Origin of the sequence: Bradyrhizobium guangzhouense, assembly GCF_004114955.1 — a bacterium.
Classification (GTDB): Bacteria; Pseudomonadota; Alphaproteobacteria; order Rhizobiales; family Xanthobacteraceae; genus Bradyrhizobium; species Bradyrhizobium guangzhouense.
Window position 1 is genome coordinate 1428069 of sequence record NZ_CP030053.1, and the last position, 15376, is coordinate 1443444.

Annotated in this window: 19 protein-coding genes; 11 read left to right on the plus strand and 8 right to left on the minus strand. The window is 63.9% G+C overall.

Going from position 1 to position 15376, the window contains the following annotated elements; genetic code table 11:
• Window positions 1-20: 20 nt before the first annotated feature.
• The 8 genes from XH91_RS06950 (at window position 21) to XH91_RS06985 (ending at window position 8010) form a co-directional block, all read left to right on the plus strand.
• The gene (locus XH91_RS06950; protein ID WP_128949888.1) at window positions 21-1931 is read left to right on the plus strand and encodes a M3 family oligoendopeptidase; all 1911 of its coding nucleotides are present in this window, start codon (window positions 21-23) and stop codon (window positions 1929-1931) included.
• 209 nt (window positions 1932-2140) lie between these two features.
• A complete protein-coding gene (locus tag XH91_RS06955) occupies window positions 2141-2293 on the plus strand; it encodes an aa3-type cytochrome c oxidase subunit IV (RefSeq protein ID WP_018317799.1) in 153 nt (50 codons plus the stop codon).
• Between the two features lie 142 nt (window positions 2294-2435).
• Window positions 2436-3563: a Re/Si-specific NAD(P)(+) transhydrogenase subunit alpha gene (locus XH91_RS06960; RefSeq protein ID WP_128949889.1), complete on the plus strand. Its 1128-nt coding sequence runs from the start codon at window positions 2436-2438 to the stop codon at window positions 3561-3563.
• An 11-nt stretch (window positions 3564-3574) separates the two neighbouring features.
• Window positions 3575-3892, plus strand: coding sequence for a proton-translocating transhydrogenase family protein (locus XH91_RS06965; RefSeq protein ID WP_014492434.1), 318 nt, complete (start codon window positions 3575-3577; stop codon window positions 3890-3892).
• 39 nt (window positions 3893-3931) lie between these two features.
• Window positions 3932-5332 (plus strand): NAD(P)(+) transhydrogenase (Re/Si-specific) subunit beta, encoded by a 1401-nt coding sequence (locus tag XH91_RS06970; RefSeq protein ID WP_128949890.1) that lies wholly within the window; start codon window positions 3932-3934, stop codon window positions 5330-5332.
• A gap of 228 nt (window positions 5333-5560) precedes the next feature.
• Window positions 5561-6658, plus strand: coding sequence for a calcium:cation antiporter (locus XH91_RS06975; RefSeq protein ID WP_128949891.1), 1098 nt, complete (start codon window positions 5561-5563; stop codon window positions 6656-6658).
• Window positions 6659-6684: 26 nt separating this feature from the next.
• Window positions 6685-6969, plus strand: a complete 285-nt coding sequence (locus XH91_RS06980; RefSeq protein WP_128949892.1) for a cupin domain-containing protein — start codon at window positions 6685-6687, stop codon at window positions 6967-6969.
• Between the two features lie 93 nt (window positions 6970-7062).
• Window positions 7063-8010, plus strand: a complete 948-nt coding sequence (locus XH91_RS06985; RefSeq protein WP_128949893.1) for a hypothetical protein — start codon at window positions 7063-7065, stop codon at window positions 8008-8010.
• A gap of 34 nt (window positions 8011-8044) precedes the next feature.
• Here XH91_RS06985 and XH91_RS06990 read toward each other — a convergent pair whose 3' ends face one another.
• Together XH91_RS06990 and rpsU are read right to left on the minus strand one after the other, a co-directional pair.
• The gene (locus XH91_RS06990; protein ID WP_128949894.1) at window positions 8045-8695 is read right to left on the minus strand and encodes a tetratricopeptide repeat protein; all 651 of its coding nucleotides are present in this window, start codon (window positions 8693-8695) and stop codon (window positions 8045-8047) included.
• Window positions 8696-8936: 241 nt separating this feature from the next.
• On the minus strand, window positions 8937-9233 hold the full coding sequence (gene rpsU, locus XH91_RS06995; RefSeq protein WP_027545547.1) for a 30S ribosomal protein S21: 297 nt from the start codon (window positions 9231-9233) through the stop codon (window positions 8937-8939).
• Window positions 9234-9492: 259 nt separating this feature from the next.
• On the opposite strand from rpsU, the gene aqpZ reads away from it, so the two are divergent.
• Window positions 9493-10215: an aquaporin Z gene (aqpZ, locus tag XH91_RS07000; protein WP_128949895.1), complete on the plus strand. Its 723-nt coding sequence runs from the start codon at window positions 9493-9495 to the stop codon at window positions 10213-10215.
• Between the two features lie 37 nt (window positions 10216-10252).
• Here the strand turns inward: aqpZ and XH91_RS07005 are convergent, their stop codons facing one another.
• Both XH91_RS07005 and purE read right to left on the minus strand, forming a co-directional pair.
• On the minus strand, window positions 10253-11359 hold the full coding sequence (locus tag XH91_RS07005) for a 5-(carboxyamino)imidazole ribonucleotide synthase (protein ID WP_128949896.1): 1107 nt from the start codon (window positions 11357-11359) through the stop codon (window positions 10253-10255).
• The gene (gene purE, locus XH91_RS07010) at window positions 11356-11844 is read right to left on the minus strand and encodes a 5-(carboxyamino)imidazole ribonucleotide mutase (RefSeq protein WP_128949897.1); all 489 of its coding nucleotides are present in this window, start codon (window positions 11842-11844) and stop codon (window positions 11356-11358) included. The genes XH91_RS07005 and purE overlap by 4 nt, the downstream gene beginning before the upstream one ends.
• A gap of 141 nt (window positions 11845-11985) precedes the next feature.
• Here purE and XH91_RS07015 point away from each other — a divergent pair, with 141 nt between their 5' ends.
• Complete coding sequence (locus XH91_RS07015; protein ID WP_164938257.1) at window positions 11986-12735, plus strand: GGDEF domain-containing protein; 750 nt, start codon at window positions 11986-11988, stop codon at window positions 12733-12735.
• Between the two features lie 2 nt (window positions 12736-12737).
• On the opposite strand, the gene XH91_RS07020 is transcribed toward XH91_RS07015, so the two are convergent.
• The 3 genes from XH91_RS07020 to XH91_RS07030 form a co-directional block, all read right to left on the minus strand.
• Entirely contained in the window at window positions 12738-12989 is a 252-nt protein-coding gene (locus XH91_RS07020) for a hypothetical protein (protein WP_128949899.1), read from the minus strand.
• Window positions 12990-13012: 23 nt separating this feature from the next.
• Complete coding sequence (locus XH91_RS07025) at window positions 13013-13219, minus strand: hypothetical protein (RefSeq protein ID WP_128949900.1); 207 nt, start codon at window positions 13217-13219, stop codon at window positions 13013-13015.
• Window positions 13220-13343: 124 nt separating this feature from the next.
• Window positions 13344-13550, minus strand: coding sequence for a YdcH family protein (locus tag XH91_RS07030; protein ID WP_018641547.1), 207 nt, complete (start codon window positions 13548-13550; stop codon window positions 13344-13346).
• A 328-nt stretch (window positions 13551-13878) separates the two neighbouring features.
• Between XH91_RS07030 and XH91_RS07035 the strand changes: the two genes are divergently transcribed.
• Entirely contained in the window at window positions 13879-14061 is a 183-nt protein-coding gene (locus XH91_RS07035) for a YdcH family protein (RefSeq protein WP_057757317.1), read from the plus strand.
• A 169-nt stretch (window positions 14062-14230) separates the two neighbouring features.
• On the opposite strand, the gene XH91_RS07040 is transcribed toward XH91_RS07035, so the two are convergent.
• Window positions 14231-15334 (minus strand): NAD(P)/FAD-dependent oxidoreductase, encoded by a 1104-nt coding sequence (locus tag XH91_RS07040; RefSeq protein ID WP_128949901.1) that lies wholly within the window; start codon window positions 15332-15334, stop codon window positions 14231-14233.
• Between the last annotated feature and the right edge of the window lie 42 nt (window positions 15335-15376).

Sequence of the window (15376 nt, forward strand, 5' to 3'; positions counted from 1 at the left end):
GAACACAGGTTTCCCACACAATGAATTCGCGCTCCAAGACTGCTGTCCGCAAACCAGCCGCCAAGACATCCGCCGCCAAGAGATCCATCGCCAAGACATCCATCGCCAAGAAATCCGCTGCCAAGGCAAAACCCTCCGCAAAGCCTGCGAGCAAGACGGGCAAGCTTCCGGAGTGGAACCTTGCCGATCTCTATTCAGGGATCGATGCGCCGGAAGTGGCGCGCGATCTCGAAACGATGGATGCCGATTGCGTCGCGTTCGAGACCGACTACAAGGGCAAGCTCGCAACAGGCACAGCAAACGAAGATGGCGGAAAATGGCTCGCGGAGGCCGTGCGGCGCTATGAGGCGATCGACGATCTCGCCGGCCGTCTCAGCTCCTATGCCGGGCTCGTTCACGCCGGCGACAGCGTGGACCCTGCGATTTCAAAGTTTTACGGCGACGTCTCCGAGCGGCTGACCGCGGCGTCGACGCATCTCTTGTTCTTCGCGCTCGAGCTCAACCGTATCGATGACGATATTTTGACCCGTGCGCTGCAAGTCCCGGAGCTCGCACATTATCGTCCATGGATCGAGGATCTGCGCAAGGAGAAGCCGTATCAGCTCGACGACAAGCTCGAGCAGCTGTTCCTGGAAAAGGCGCAGACCGGCTATTCCGCCTTCAACCGTTTGTTCGACCAGACCATCTCGGGCTTGCGCTTCAAGGTCGGCGCCAGGGAGCTCGCGATCGAGCCGACGCTGAACTTCTTGGCTGATCGCGACGGCGCCAAGCGCAAGGCCGCGGCCGAAGCGCTGGCAAAAACCTTCAAGGCCAATGAGCGCACCTTCGCGCTGATCACCAACACGCTCGCCAAGGACAAGGACATCTCCGACCGCTGGCGTGGTTTCAAGGATGTCGCGGATTCCCGCCACCTGAACAACCGCGTCGAGCGCGAGGTGGTGGATGCGCTGGTCGCCTCGGTCCGCGCGGCCTATCCAAAGCTGTCGCATCGCTATTATCAGCTGAAGGCGAAGTGGTTCGGCAAGAAGAAGCTGGCTTATTGGGACCGCAACGCGCCGCTGCCGTTCGCGGCGACCGATGTCATCGGCTGGCCCGATGCGCGGAACATGGTGCTGACGGCCTATCGTGGCTTCTCGCCGAGGATGGCCGATATCGCCGAGCGCTTCTTCACCGATCGCTGGATCGATGCGCCGGTGCGTCCGGGCAAGGCGCCCGGCGCGTTCTCGCATCCGACCACGCCCTCGGCGCACCCCTATGTGCTGATGAACTACCAGGGCAAGCCGCGCGACGTGATGACGCTTGCGCATGAGCTCGGCCACGGCGTGCACCAGGTGCTCGCCGCCAAGAACGGCGCGCTGATGGCACCGACGCCGCTGACGCTGGCAGAGACCGCGAGCGTGTTCGGCGAGATGCTCACGTTCAAGCGGCTGCTTGCCCAGACCAAGAACGCAAAGCAGCGCCAGGCGCTGCTCGCCGGCAAGGTCGAGGACATGATCAATACCGTGGTGCGGCAAATTGCGTTCTATTCGTTCGAGCGCGCCGTCCACACCGAGCGCAAGAACGGCGAGCTCACCGCGACGCGGCTCGGCGAGCTCTGGCTGTCGGTGCAGGGCGAGAGCCTCGGTCCGGCGATCGAGATCAAGGCGGGTTACGAGAACTACTGGATGTACATTCCGCACTTCATCCATTCGCCGTTCTACGTCTATGCCTATGCGTTCGGCGATTGCCTCGTGAACTCGCTCTATGCCGTCTACGAGAATGCGGCCGAGGGCTTTGCCGAGCGCTATCTCGACATGCTCGGCGCCGGCGGCACCAAGCATTATTCCGAGCTGCTGCGCCCCTTCGGGCTCGATGCCAAGGACCCCAAATTCTGGGATGGGGGCTTGAGCGTCATCGCCGGCATGATCGACGAGCTGGAGGCGATGGGTTGAAGGGCGCGAATGCCCGGATTTAGGGCAGGGGCGATGGCGCGGCATCTGTTGAACCCCGGTTCAGCAAAGCCAATTCCGCGCGCCGGATCCGCGATAATCGGGATTCCAAATGAGCCTATTTGCCGGAAAACTGAGCCTTCGCGCCGTTGCCCTGCCCGAAGGTTTAAGGTATCCCAGCCGAGGAATTCGACTTTCGACTGGGGACATCCATGGCAGATCATAGCGAAGTTGCGTACAGCACCGCCGACGGCAACGACTACGTTGCGCACGAGCAGACCTACGAGGGCTTCATCAAGCTGGTGAAGTACGGCACGGCCTCGGTCGCGCTGATCGTGATTCTGATGGCGATCTTCCTCACCTAGATCGGACTTGGCGGCTGCCTTCACCTGTGGCGGCGGCTGCCCACAAAATTTGCAAACAAGCCGGTTCTAAAGCCGGTATGCAACGCTGCGGGAGTAACGCTACTTTTTTGTGCGTGCGCTGTCCCGCGCCGCCGGAGGACCTATGAAGATCGCCGTTGCCAAGGAAATCGATCCGTCAGAGCCGCGGGTCGCGGCTTCGCCCGATACGGTGAAGAAGTTCAAGGCGCTGGGCGCCGAGATCGCCGTTGAGCCGGGCGCGGGCCTCAAGTCGGGCCTCCCCGATTCCGAATTCACCGCGGTGGGGGCCACCGTCAGCGCCGATGCGCTGAAGGACGCCGACATCATCATCAAGGTGAAGCGTCCCGAGGCCTCCGAGCTGTCGCAATACAAGCGCGGTGCGCTCGTCATCGCCATCATGGATCCCTACGGCAACGAGGCCGCGCTGAAGGCGATGGCCGATGCCGGCGTCTCGGCCTTCGCGATGGAATTGATGCCGCGCATCACGCGCGCGCAGGTGATGGACGTGCTGTCCTCGCAGGCGAACCTTGCCGGCTATCGCGCCGTGATCGAGGGCGCCGAGGCCTTCGGCCGCGCCTTCCCGATGATGATGACCGCCGCCGGCACCGTGCCCGCGGCAAAGGTGTTCGTGATGGGCGTCGGCGTCGCCGGCCTGCAGGCGATCGCGACCGCGCGCCGTCTCGGCGCCGTCGTTACCGCGACGGACGTGCGGCCTGCGACGAAGGAGCAGGTGGAATCGCTCGGCGCAAAGTTCCTCGCCGTCGAGGACGAGGAGTTCAAGAACGCGCAGACCGCCGGCGGCTACGCCAAGGAGATGTCCAAGGAGTATCAGGCCAAGCAGGCCGCGCTCACCGCCGAGCACATCAAGAAGCAGGACATCGTCATCACCACCGCACTGATCCCCGGCCGGCCCGCGCCGAAGCTCGTTTCCGGCGAGATGGTCAAGTCGATGAAGCCGGGCTCGGTGCTGGTCGATCTCGCCGTCGAGCGCGGCGGCAATGTCGAGGGCGCCAGGGCCGGCGAGGTCGTCGAGACGGATGGCATCAAGATCGTCGGCTACACCAATGTCGCCGGCCGCGTCGCGGCCTCGGCCTCCAGCCTCTACGCACGCAATTTGTTCTCCTTCATCGAGACCATGGTCGACAAGAAAGAGAAGAAGCTCGCCGTCAACTGGGACGATGAGCTCGTCAAGGCCACCGCGCTGACCAGGGACGGCGCCGTGATCCACCCGAACTTCCAGCCGAAGGTTTAAGGAGAGCCGTCATGGAGCATGCTGCACAGGTCGTCGACCCCTTCATCTTCCGGCTGTCGATCTTCGTCCTCGCGGTCTTCGTCGGTTATTTCGTGGTGTGGTCGGTCACGCCGGCGCTGCATACGCCGCTGATGAGCGTCACCAACGCGATCTCGTCGGTGATCGTGGTCGGCGCGCTGCTTGCCGGCGGGGTCGCCAACGTCTCGAGCGGATCGGGCTGGGCGCGCGCATTCGGCTTCGTCGCGCTGATCTTCGCCTGCATCAACATTTTCGGCGGCTTCCTTGTCACCCAGCGCATGCTGGCGATGTACAAGAAGAAGTCGAAGTAAGCGGCCACCTCGGGCTGATGGGATCAATGGGGACCTGAGATGAGCGCCAACCTCTCTGCATTTTTGTATCTCGTGGCGGGAGTGCTGTTCATCCTGTCGCTGCGCGGGCTGTCGAGCCCGGCTTCGTCGCGCCAGGGCAATCTGTTCGGCATGATCGGCATGGCGATCGCTGTCGCCACGACGCTCGCCAACCACCCGCCGGCCGACGGCCTCGCCTGGGTGCTGGTGATCGTTGGCATCGCGATCGGTGGCGTCATCGGCGCCGTGATCGCACGTCGCGTGCCGATGACGTCGATGCCGGAACTGGTCGCGGCGTTCCACTCGTTGGTCGGCATGGCCGCGGTGCTTGTGGCCGCCGGTGCATTCTACGCGCCGGAGGCTTTTGACATCGGCACCCCCGGCAACATCCATTCGCAAAGCCTGGTCGAAATGTCGCTCGGCGTCGCCATCGGTGCGCTGACCTTCACCGGCTCGGTGATCGCGTTCTTGAAGCTGTCGGCACGGATGAGCGGTGCGCCGATCATTCTGCCTGCCCGTCACATCGTCAACATCGCAATTGCTGTGGCGCTGGTGTTCTTCATCGTCCGCCTGGTCCTGACCGGCGGCGCGCTCGACTTCTGGCTGATCGTCATCCTGGCGCTCGCGCTCGGCGTGCTCATGATCATCCCGATCGGCGGCGCCGACATGCCGGTCGTGATCTCGATGCTGAACTCCTATTCCGGCTGGGCCGCGGCGGGCATCGGCTTCACGCTCGGCAATTCGGCGCTGATCATCACCGGCGCGCTGGTCGGCTCGTCGGGCGCGATCCTGTCCTACATCATGTGCCACGCGATGAACCGGTCCTTCATCTCGGTCATCCTCGGCGGCTTCGGCGGTGAAACCGCGGCTGCCGGCGGCGGAGCGGGCGGCGAGCAGAAGCCGGCCAAGCTCGGCTCGGCTGACGATGCCGCCTTCATCATGAAGAACGCCTCCAAGGTCATCATCGTGCCCGGCTACGGCATGGCGGTGGCCCAGGCCCAGCACGCGCTGCGCGAAATGGCCGACATGCTGAAGAAGGAAGGCGTCGAGGTGAAGTACGCCATTCACCCGGTTGCCGGCCGCATGCCCGGACACATGAACGTGCTGCTTGCCGAGGCCAACGTCCCCTATGACGAAGTGTTCGAGCTCGAGGACATCAATTCCGAATTCGCGCAGGCCGACATCGCCTTCGTGATCGGCGCCAACGACGTCACCAACCCGGCCGCCGAAGAGGACAAGACCTCGCCGATCTACGGCATGCCGGTGCTCCAGGTCTGGAAGGCCGGCACGGTGATGTTCATCAAGCGGTCGCTGGCGTCGGGTTATGCCGGCATCGACAATCCGCTGTTCTACCGCGACAACACCATGATGCTGCTCGGCGACGCCAAGAAGGTGACGGAGAACATCGTCAAGGCGATGTAAGCGGCGAGGGCCCCCTCGTATGGCGCGCCGCTCGCGCAGCGGCGTGCGGCAATCGGACCCGCGCCTCGCGCGCGTCACGGTGCCGCTGCCGATCATGCACGGCAGTGAGGGGTGTGCCCTCCAGGTCGCGCTCACGAAAACGCGTGAGGCTTCATCAGCGGCTCCAGAGGGCTGACGGGCGCGATCTTCTCGCGCATAATCGGGCGGTTCAACGAAAGAATCCCCTGCATGAGTGCACACGGACCGATGCCGCGGTCGTCCTGGATCTTCCCCGCGCTGGCGGTGCTGCTGTTCCTGGTCGTCACCGCGACCGGCTACGGTTTCACCCTGTCGGTGGGCGGCGGCCTGTTCGCGGTCGTCCTGCTGGTGATCCTGTTCGGCACCGTGTTCGCGGCCGTGCATCATTCCGAGGTGATCGCAGAGCGGATCGGCGAGCCGTTCGGCACGCTGCTGCTCACCCTTGCGGTGACCATCATCGAGGTCGCGCTGATCACCACGATCATGCTCGGCGACAAGCCCGCCCCGACGCTCGCGCGCGATACCGTGTTCGCGGTGGTGATGATCGTCTGCAACGGCCTCGTCGGCCTCTGCGTGTTCATCGGCGGGCTGCGCTACCGCGAGCAGGGGTTCCAGCTCTCCGGCGCCAACGTTTATCTCAGCGTGCTGATTGCGCTCGCGACGCTGACGCTGATCATGCCCAATTACACGCTGACGACGCCGGGGCCGATCTATTCGACGCTTCAGCTCGGCTTCGTCGACCTCGTGACCATCGTCCTCTATGGCGTGTTCCTCTACACCCAGACCGTCCTGCACAAGGATTATTTCGTCCACGAGCGGGCGGAGGGCGAGAGCGCGGAGGCGCATTTGTCGGGCAGGATGCTGGTGCTGAGCATCGCGCTGCTGCTGATTTCGCTCCTGGCGGTCGTGCTGCTGGCCAAGAAGTTCTCGCTGGTGGTGGATGCCGTCGCCGACAGGATCGGCGCCCCGCCGGCCTTCGCGGGCCTTCTGGTCGCGCTCCTGATCCTGATGCCGGAAGGCGTCTCCGCGATCGCGGCGGCCCGCAAGAACGACCTCCAGAAGAGCATCAATTTGGCGCTCGGATCCTCGCTGGCCACCATCGGCCTGACCATCCCGGCGGTCGGGCTCGCCACCTATGTGATCGACCAACCGCTGGTGCTCGGGCTCAATTCCCAGAATACGGCGCTGCTGTTCCTGACATTCTTGCTGAGCATGCTGACCTTCGGCACCGGCAGGACCAATGTCCTGTTCGGACTGGTCCATATGGTGGTATTCGCCGTCTACGCGTTCATGGTGTTCGTGCCCTGAGCCGATTCGCCCCAGAGAGGTTCTCGATGATTGCCGCCAGGTCCGAGGTTCAGATCGACAATGACGAGGTCCGGGTGACCGAATGGCGGCTTGCGCCCGATAGCGCGACCGGGCATCACACCCACGGAATGGACTATGTGATTGTTCCCGTCGTCGCCGGCGAAATGACCATCGTGGCGCCGGGCGGGGAGCGCTCCAAGGCGCAGCTTGCGGCGGGAAAATCCTACTTCCGCAAGGCCGGCGTCCAACATGACGTACTTAACGAAACCTCAACCGAGATCGTGTTCCTTGAGATCGAGCTGAAGGCGTAAGGCACGCGTAACCTTTGCCATCGATCCGTCGCAGTTGATCCCTTACAATGCCCTAAAGTTCCCGCATCAGATCGCGCGGGGAGTGGCCGAGAAATGCTGAAATACCTCGCTAAAATCTCGATGGATATTTTCCCCTCGGTGCTCGCGACGATCATCGGGGCCTACATCGTTAATCACTACATCAACGCCAGGCCGGCGGCCGATACGCCGGCCGCAATCGTGGCGCCTGCCGGCGCCGGCAAGAAGCCCGCCGACGTGGCCAACCTCCCAGGCCCCGGCGTGAAGGCCAGGGGCGTTTCCGAGAAGAGCATTTCCGACAAGAGCGGATCGGACAAGCCGGTGGCCGACAAGGCTGCCGAGACCAAGGCTGCCGAGACCAAAGCTGCGGAGGAGCACGGTCGTGCCCCCGCGCATGAGAAGGCGGTTGCCAAGTCCACCCCGGCAGCCTCCGCCGCCACGCCGGTGGTTGAGGCCAATTCGTCTCCGGCCGCGACCCCCGACGCCAACGATCTCGCCCGGGCTGCCATCGAGCGCCTGCGCAAGTCGCCCGAGGGCAAGGCCGCCGAGAAGGCCGCCGAGGCCAGATCTTGGGAAACCAAGCCTGCCGAGGCCAAGGCGTTCGACAACAAGGCGCTCGACAACAAGGCGCTCGACAAGACGCCCGAGAAGATGTCGGAGCCCGTCGTGCAGGAAGCGTCCCGCACGCCTGAGGCGCCGCGCATCGTGACTGCAGTGCCGACGACGGTGCGCCCCTTGCCGCCGGCGATCAACGTGTCGACGCCGTCACCCGAAGCCTATGGCAACGGCGCCGTGTCGCAGGCTAGTCCGCCCTACACCGCCTCGGTCGGCGAAGACAATCCGAATCGGCTGACGCCACCGGCCGATATCCCGGTCCCGGTGATCGCCCCGCCGCTCGATCTGCGCGCCGACGCTGGCGCGCCTATGCCGCCGCGTCCCAAAACCAATGTCGCCGACGAAATGCTGTCGGGCATGAAGTCGATGTTCCACGCGGTGTTGCCGAAGGGCGCCACCCCCGACTAAGACGGCGTTTGCGCCTCCAATCCGAAAGACACCGTCAGCCGCCGACGCGGGCCAAGCCGCTGCGGGCGGCCTCATCGCGTGGGTGCAGCGCGACCGCCTTGTTGTAGGACGCCGCCGCCTTGGCCTTGTCGCCCAGCCGCTCATAGGCCTGTCCCCGCGTCGTCCAGACCTGCGCATTGTTCGGATCGGCTTCGGAAGCCTCGTCGAGATCGGCCGCCGCCTCCTTGACCTTGCCGATGGCGAGATAGCTGACGGCACGGCCGAGCAGCGGTTCGGCTTTCTGCGGATTGAGCCCGCTGGCGGCCCCGAAATCGGCAATCGCGAAGTCGTGCTCGTTGCTGCCCTGATAGAGCAGGGCGCGGCCGTAGAGCGCCTGAGCATTATAGGGATCGAGCGCAACGGCGCGGTTGAACTCGTCCAGCGCGGCCTGCGTCTCGCCGGACTTGGCAAAGGCCTGGGCTTTGGCCGTGTGGGTCTGGGCTTCGGTGACGTTGGCAGCGCTGACGGCGCTGTCCGGCGTGGCGGTTGCCTTGGGCGTGTCCTGCGGCTTGTCCTTCTCCGGCCCCAGTGAGCCGAGATCGAAGGAGCAGCCGCACAGGGCGATCCCCATCAAGGTCAACGCAAGCGGCTTGCGCCAGATCCGGCGTCGCCGCGCCAAGCCGGGCTGGGGGGAAGGGAAGGCCATCTACGGTTCGCTCGCGCTAGAGCATGATCCGGAAAAGTGTTCTCCCTCGCGACAAACGCGGAATGCGTTTGCGCGGAGATCATGCTCGAACAACAACCTAAAGCGCGATGATAGTCCTGATCTCATCGCGCTTTGGCGCCGCATCTGTGGTGCCCCGTCCCAGAAAGGCACCGCTCACAAAATAATAACGCGGGCCAGGAGCCCGCGTTATTGAAAACTCAGTCCTGCATGATCGGCAAGATCAGCGCGGTCCGCGCGGACCTGCACCGGGGCCGCCACGGCCGCCACGCTCGCCACCGGGGCCAGCGCCGAACACCGGCTTCGGCTTCATCGGCAGCAGGCCTTCACGCTGCAGCTTCTTGCGGGCCAGCTTGCGCGCGCGGCGCACGGCTTCGGCCTTTTCACGAGCCTTCTTCTCGGAGGGCTTCTCGTAGTGACCGCGGAGCTTCATCTCGCGGAAAATGCCCTCGCGCTGCATCTTCTTCTTCAGCGCCTTGAGGGCTTGGTCGACATTGTTATCGCGAACGAGAACCTGCACGCGGCATCCTCTTCAGTGGATCGGATTTGAATTCTGGTAAGACGAAGGGATGGCAAAAAGCGCAAGCCCTTAACCTTGAGGGCGCGGATGTATCAGACAAAAGCAGGGATGTCCACCTGCCAGGCGGGGTTTAGGGCCAAGTTCAGCCATTAAATACGGCGAAAATGCTCCCTTGCGGCCCCGATTTGGGAGATTTGGCGCCAGGAAGGGCCGCAGCGGACGTAGTTCCGGGAATCTTTGCAATCAGGGGAGACGCCACATGGACATGAAGAAATACGCTGCCGAGGCCATCGGCACGTTTTGGCTCACATTTGCAGGCTGCGGCAGCGCGGTGATCGCTGCCGGCTTTCCGCAGGTCGGCATCGGCCTGGTCGGTGTGTCCCTCGCCTTTGGCCTCAGCGTCGTCACCATGGCCTATGCGATCGGCCACATCTCGGGCTGCCATCTCAACCCGGCCGTCACGGTCGGCCTTGCCGCCGGCGGGCGGTTTCCGGCAGCCCAGATCCTGCCTTATGTGATCGCACAGGTCTGCGGCGCCATCGTCGCCGCAGAGCTGCTCTACGTGATCGCCAGCGGCGCGCCGGGCTTCGACGTCACCAAGGGCTTTGCCTCCAATGGTTACGACGCGCATTCGCCCGGCCAGTACAGCATGGTCGTGTGCTTCATCACCGAGGTGGTGATGACGATGATGTTCCTGTTCGTCATCATGGGCGCGACCCACGGCCGTGCGCCGGCGGGCTTTGCGCCGCTCGCGATCGGGCTTGCGCTGGTGATGATCCACCTCGTCAGCATCCCCGTCACCAACACGTCCGTGAACCCGGCCCGCAGCACGGGCCCCGCGCTGTTCGTCGGCGGCTGGGCGCTGTCGCAGCTCTGGCTGTTCTGGGTCGCACCGCTGATCGGCGGCGCGCTGGGCGGGGTGATCTATCGTTGGCTCAGCGAGGAGCCCGCAGGCGTCGTCGCGGGTGTGAAGACGGCGTGATCGCAAAAGTGGGATCGCAGCTTTTGCTGCGGTCCCCTCACTTGCCCTTCGAGGGCCTGACTTCGGTGACGTGGCCCATCTTGCGGCCGGGGCGCGGGGCGCCCTTGCCGTAAATGTGGACCGTCGCGCCGGGCACGCTCAGCCACTTCTCGTAATCATTGATCTCGTCGCCGATCAGATTGGTCATGGTGACGATCTCACCGTGGCGCACCGGCTTGCCGAGCGGCCAGCCGGCGATGGCGCGGATGTGCTGCTCGAACTGGGAGACCGACGCGCCGTCGAGCGTCCAGTGTCCGGAATTGTGCACGCGCGGGGCGATCTCGTTGACCAGCACCTTCGATCCGCCGCCGTTGGCGAGCACGAACATCTCCACCGCGAGCACGCCGACATAGTCGAGCGCGGTTGCGATCCTGCTGGCGATGCTGCGCGCCTCTTCGGCGAGTGCATCCGGGATCGGCGCAGGCGCTCGCGAAATCTTCAGAATGTGGTCGCGATGCTCGTTCTCGGTGACGTCGAAGCATTCGACCTGGCCCGCGGCCGAGCGCGCGGCGATCACGGAGATCTCGCGTTCGTACGGGATGAAGGCTTCCAGGATCGCCGATTTGGTGGCGAGGCTGGTCCACACTTTCGCGATGTCGTCGCCCTCGCGGATGATCGCCTGGCCCTTGCCGTCATAGCCGAAGCGGCGGGTCTTCAGCACCGCGGGAAGGCCGATTCTGACGATCGCCTCGCGCAGCGATGCGACCGAGGTGACGTCGGCATAGGCGGCGGTGCCGATGCCGAGCTTCGTCACGAAATCCTTCTCGGCGAGCCGGTCCTGGGTGGTCTCGAGGATCTTGCGGTTCGGCAGCACCGGGCGGCGCGAATCCAGCACCATGGCGGCCGCGGACGGCACATTCTCGAATTCGTAGGTGATGACGTCGACGTCGTGGGCAAACAGCTCGAGCGCCTCGACATCGGCATATTCGGCGCAGGTCGCGTTCAGCACCACATCGAAAGCCGGCGAATCCGGATCGGGCGAGAACACCTGGCAGCGCAGGCCGAGCCGTGCCGCGGCCATGGCGAGCATCCGACCGAGTTGTCCGCCGCCGAGGATTCCGATGGTGTCGCCGGGTTTCAGCTTCACCTGCTTTGCGTCAGTCACGCCTTGTCCTCCGGGCGCTCGGCAACCGCCTCGGTCTGTGCCTTGCGCCAGGCGGCGAGGCGATCGGACAGCGCGGGATCAGACAGCGCCAGCACGGCAGCCGCGAGCAGCGCTGCGTTGATCGCGCCGGCCTTTCCGATCGCGAGCGTGCCGACCGGAATGCCGGCGGGCATCTGAACGATCGAATAGAGCGAATCGATGCCCTTCAGGGTTCGGGACTCGACGGGGACGCCGAACACAGGCAGTTCCGTCAGCGCCGCGGCCATGCCGGGCAGATGCGCGGCCCCGCCGGCGCCGGCGATGATGACCTTGAAGCCTTCAGCCTTGGCGCCTTTGGCGAAGGTAAACAGCCGGTCGGGGGTGCGGTGGGCCGAAACGATGCGGGTGTCGGAGGCGACACCGAGCGCTCGAAGCGTGTCGGCGGCGTGCCGCATCGTCTCCCAGTCCGACTGGCTTCCCATGATGATGGCGATCGGCGCGGTCATGACGTCAATTGTGCTCGAAAAATAGAAGGATAGGCCAGATTAACGGTTCCGGCCGGCGGCTCGCAAGGCGGTGGCAAGGAGAAGGGAATGCACTATCCTGTCTTGGTGAATCCCCGCAAGCCTTCATTGAGCAGGATGCCCATGAAGAAACCAAAAAGGGCGACCGCTGCGAAGGCCAAAAAGGGCCGGAAGACCAGCCGGCGCCGAACGAAAGTCGTACCCAAGCGGGCCGCGGCGCCGCGCCGCGCCTCCCGTACCGGCGCTGCCAAGACAATTGGCAAGACCAAGACAATTGGCAAGACAGCGAGCAAGGACACCAGCAAGGCGACCATCCGCAGCCTGCGGGCCAAGCTGTCGCAAGCGCTGCGGCGCGTTGCCGAGCTCGAGGCGGCGGCCGATACCGATTTCCTGCTCGACATTCCCAACCGGCGCGGCTTCGAGCGCGAACTCCAGCGCGCCATCGCCTACATGAAGCGCTATCGCGCCAGCGGCGCGCTGATCGTGCTCGATGTCGACCGGTTGAAACCGATCAACGATTCCTTCGGCCATGCCGCCGGCGACGAGGTGCTGAAAACGATCGCAACGACGCTGACGCGGCAGATCCGCGCGTCTGACGTGGTCGGCCGTCTCGGTGGCGACGAGTTCGCCTTGTTGTTGTGGAATCTCAGCGAGACCGACGCCAAGGCGAAGGCTGCCATCTTCGAGCAGGCCATCGACGATCTGTCTTTCACCTTTCGCGGCCAACACGTGACCGCAGGTGCCTCGGCGGGCGTCGCGCAGCTCGGGCCGCAGTCCGATGCTGTCCGCGCGCTGGAGGAGGCTGATGCCGCCATGTATGTGCGCAAGGCGCACCGGCGGCACGAGCCGCGGATCAGGCTTGTTAGCAGCTGACTCTAGAGAGTTGCGAGATCTTCCGGCACGTTGCCGAATTTGCGCAGCAGCGTGGCATCGCCGAATTCACCGGTCATGGGATCGCCGCAGCGGCTGAACGCGACGGCGCCGATGTGGCCGGTGCCGCGCGCCATGGCCTCTGCGCGCCGTAGCGCGGCCGTCGAGCTCTGGCATTCCTCAGCGGTGCCTGCGACAGGCGATCCGTCGGCATCGATCAGGAAGGGCATTGCAACGTAGTAGGTCACGTCTGACATGGCGTTGCTCCAATGGTGGGGCTTTAAGCCGCGCTGCTCCTGCTGCGCGAAGCCTCCGGGATGCAGCCGGCGGTAACAGCCGCCTGCAATTCTTCCAGCTCCGCTTCCAGATATTCGTTGGCCATGATCAGCGCCTTGATGGTGCTGCGCAGGTTGCCGTCGCACATCGCGATCGCCTGGTCGCAGGCCTGTTCATAGCGGCTGTTGTCGAGAGGGGCGGGGACTGACATCGGCGGTGTCCTTGCGGGTTTGTCCTTGGGGCGTGTCCTGGAGCGTCGGGGGCAGTCCTTATGTTCTTCTTTTGTTCTTTTTGAGTCAAGCGGATTCACACGGTCGTGCATGGCCGCGTCGGGATCAGGCGATGATGTCGGGGGTAATCTGGTCTTCGATGAACGCGATACGGTCGCGCAACAACAGCTTGCGTTTCTTCAACCGCTGTAACCGCAATAGGTCGGGGGCAGGCGATTGATGCAGTGCATCGATCGCCGCATCGAGATCTCGGTGTTCCTGCTGCAACCGGGTGAGCTCGGCTTCGAGTTCACGCTCGTCTTCATGGGTCATGCTGCGGTGGCCGAAAAACCGATAGGCTTGAGATTAAGGCTGTGGATGCCCTGTGGAAATTATCGTCCTTGCGCGGCGTGATCGCAAGCGATCTGCGACCGTCACGCACCGCTCTCTCGCACGATATTTCGACGATTCGCGAGCAGGTGGCGTAAGCGCATTGATATCATGGATTTTTCGCGCGTGGGTTCCTTACTCACGCTTCATTACATATGAATTTTCAAAAATGACGGTGCGACGACGGATACATATCGACAGAATGAATCGGTGATGTACACTTCCTCGTCCGGATCGAATCCAAGGTTCACCCCTACCGAGGAGGTTTCGAATGACAATTCAGGCACATCTGGTTGAATTGGAACGGAAGCACAAAACTCTCGAAAACGAATTGCACGAAGCTCTCGTGCACCTTTCAACAGACGACCTGCAAATTGTTGAGTTGAAGCGCCGCAAGTTGATGGTCAAGGACCAGATTGAACGACTGAAGCAGACCGGCGACACGCTTCACTAGTAACCCCCGTAACAGCGTCGAGTTTGATCGTATCCTTTCAGGCAGGGATGAGAGCCTTTGCGCTCGTCCCTGCTGTAAGGTGCGCAGTTGCGCGATCATCATCGCGCAACGACTTTTCGTTTGGACGCGTTTTTGTTGACGCCTATCCACTCGGCTCGAAAAACGCGTTCTAGATGTCTGCCAGCTCCGCGACGTGGTCCGCGATCGCGAGCGACGATGTCAGTCCCGGCGATTCGATGCCGAACAGATTGATCAGTCCTGCGACGCCGTGATCGCGCGGCCCCTGCATCAGAAAATCCTGCGTTGCCACCGCCGGCGGCACGATCTTCGGGCGGATGCCGGAATAACTCGGCATCAGCGCGCCATCGGGCAGCGTCGGCCAGTATTTGCGGATCGCAGGATAGAACCGCTCGGCGCGCGACGGATCGACCTCATAGTCGATCGTCTCGATCCATTCGACATCGGGGCCGAAGCGCGCCTGTCCTGCCATGTCCAGCGTCAGGTGCACCCCGAGCCCCCCGGGTTCGGGCACCGGATAGATCAGGCGCGAAAACGGCGCGCGCGCATTGCAGCTGAAATAATTGCCCTTGGCGAGATAGGCCGGCGGAATCCGGTCGATCGGCATGCCGTCGATGTGGCGCGCCACTGATGTCGCCGACAATCCCGCGGCATTGACGAGCAGGCCGCATTGCAACGTCATCGGCGCTTCGCCGCCGGCTTCGATCTCGATCACGCCCGCTTCCGCCTTGGCGCGGAGCAGCGGCGTGTGAAACGCAAAGGCGGCGCCCGCCGCCTCGGCCTCGCCTTGCAGCGAGAGCATGTAGGCGTGACTGTCGATGATGCCTGTCGACGGCGACAGCAGCGCGGCGTCGCAGGCCAGCGCCGGCTCCAGCGCGCGTGCGGCGTCGCCCGAGAGCAACTGCATGTCGAGCACGCCATTGGCTTCGGCATGCGCCTTGATCGATTGCAGCTTCTCGGTTTCCTTCGCATTGGTCGCGACGATCAGCTTGCCGCAATTCTTGTGCGGAATGCCGCGCTCGCCGCAATAGCGGTACAGCGCATGCTTGCCGCTGACGCACATGCGCGCCATCCAGCTTCCGGCGCGGTAATAGATCCCGGCATGGATCACCTCGCTGTTGCGCGAGGAGGTGACGGTGCCGATGGCCTCGGCTTCCTCCAGCACGATCACCTCGCGCCCGGCCTGTGCGAGCCTCCTTGCCACCGCGAGCCCGACCACGCCGGCTCCGATGACGACGCAGTCCACCCTATCCATGGCGATGCAGAAGTCCCGCTGAAGGTGCCGATGGCTCCGGTT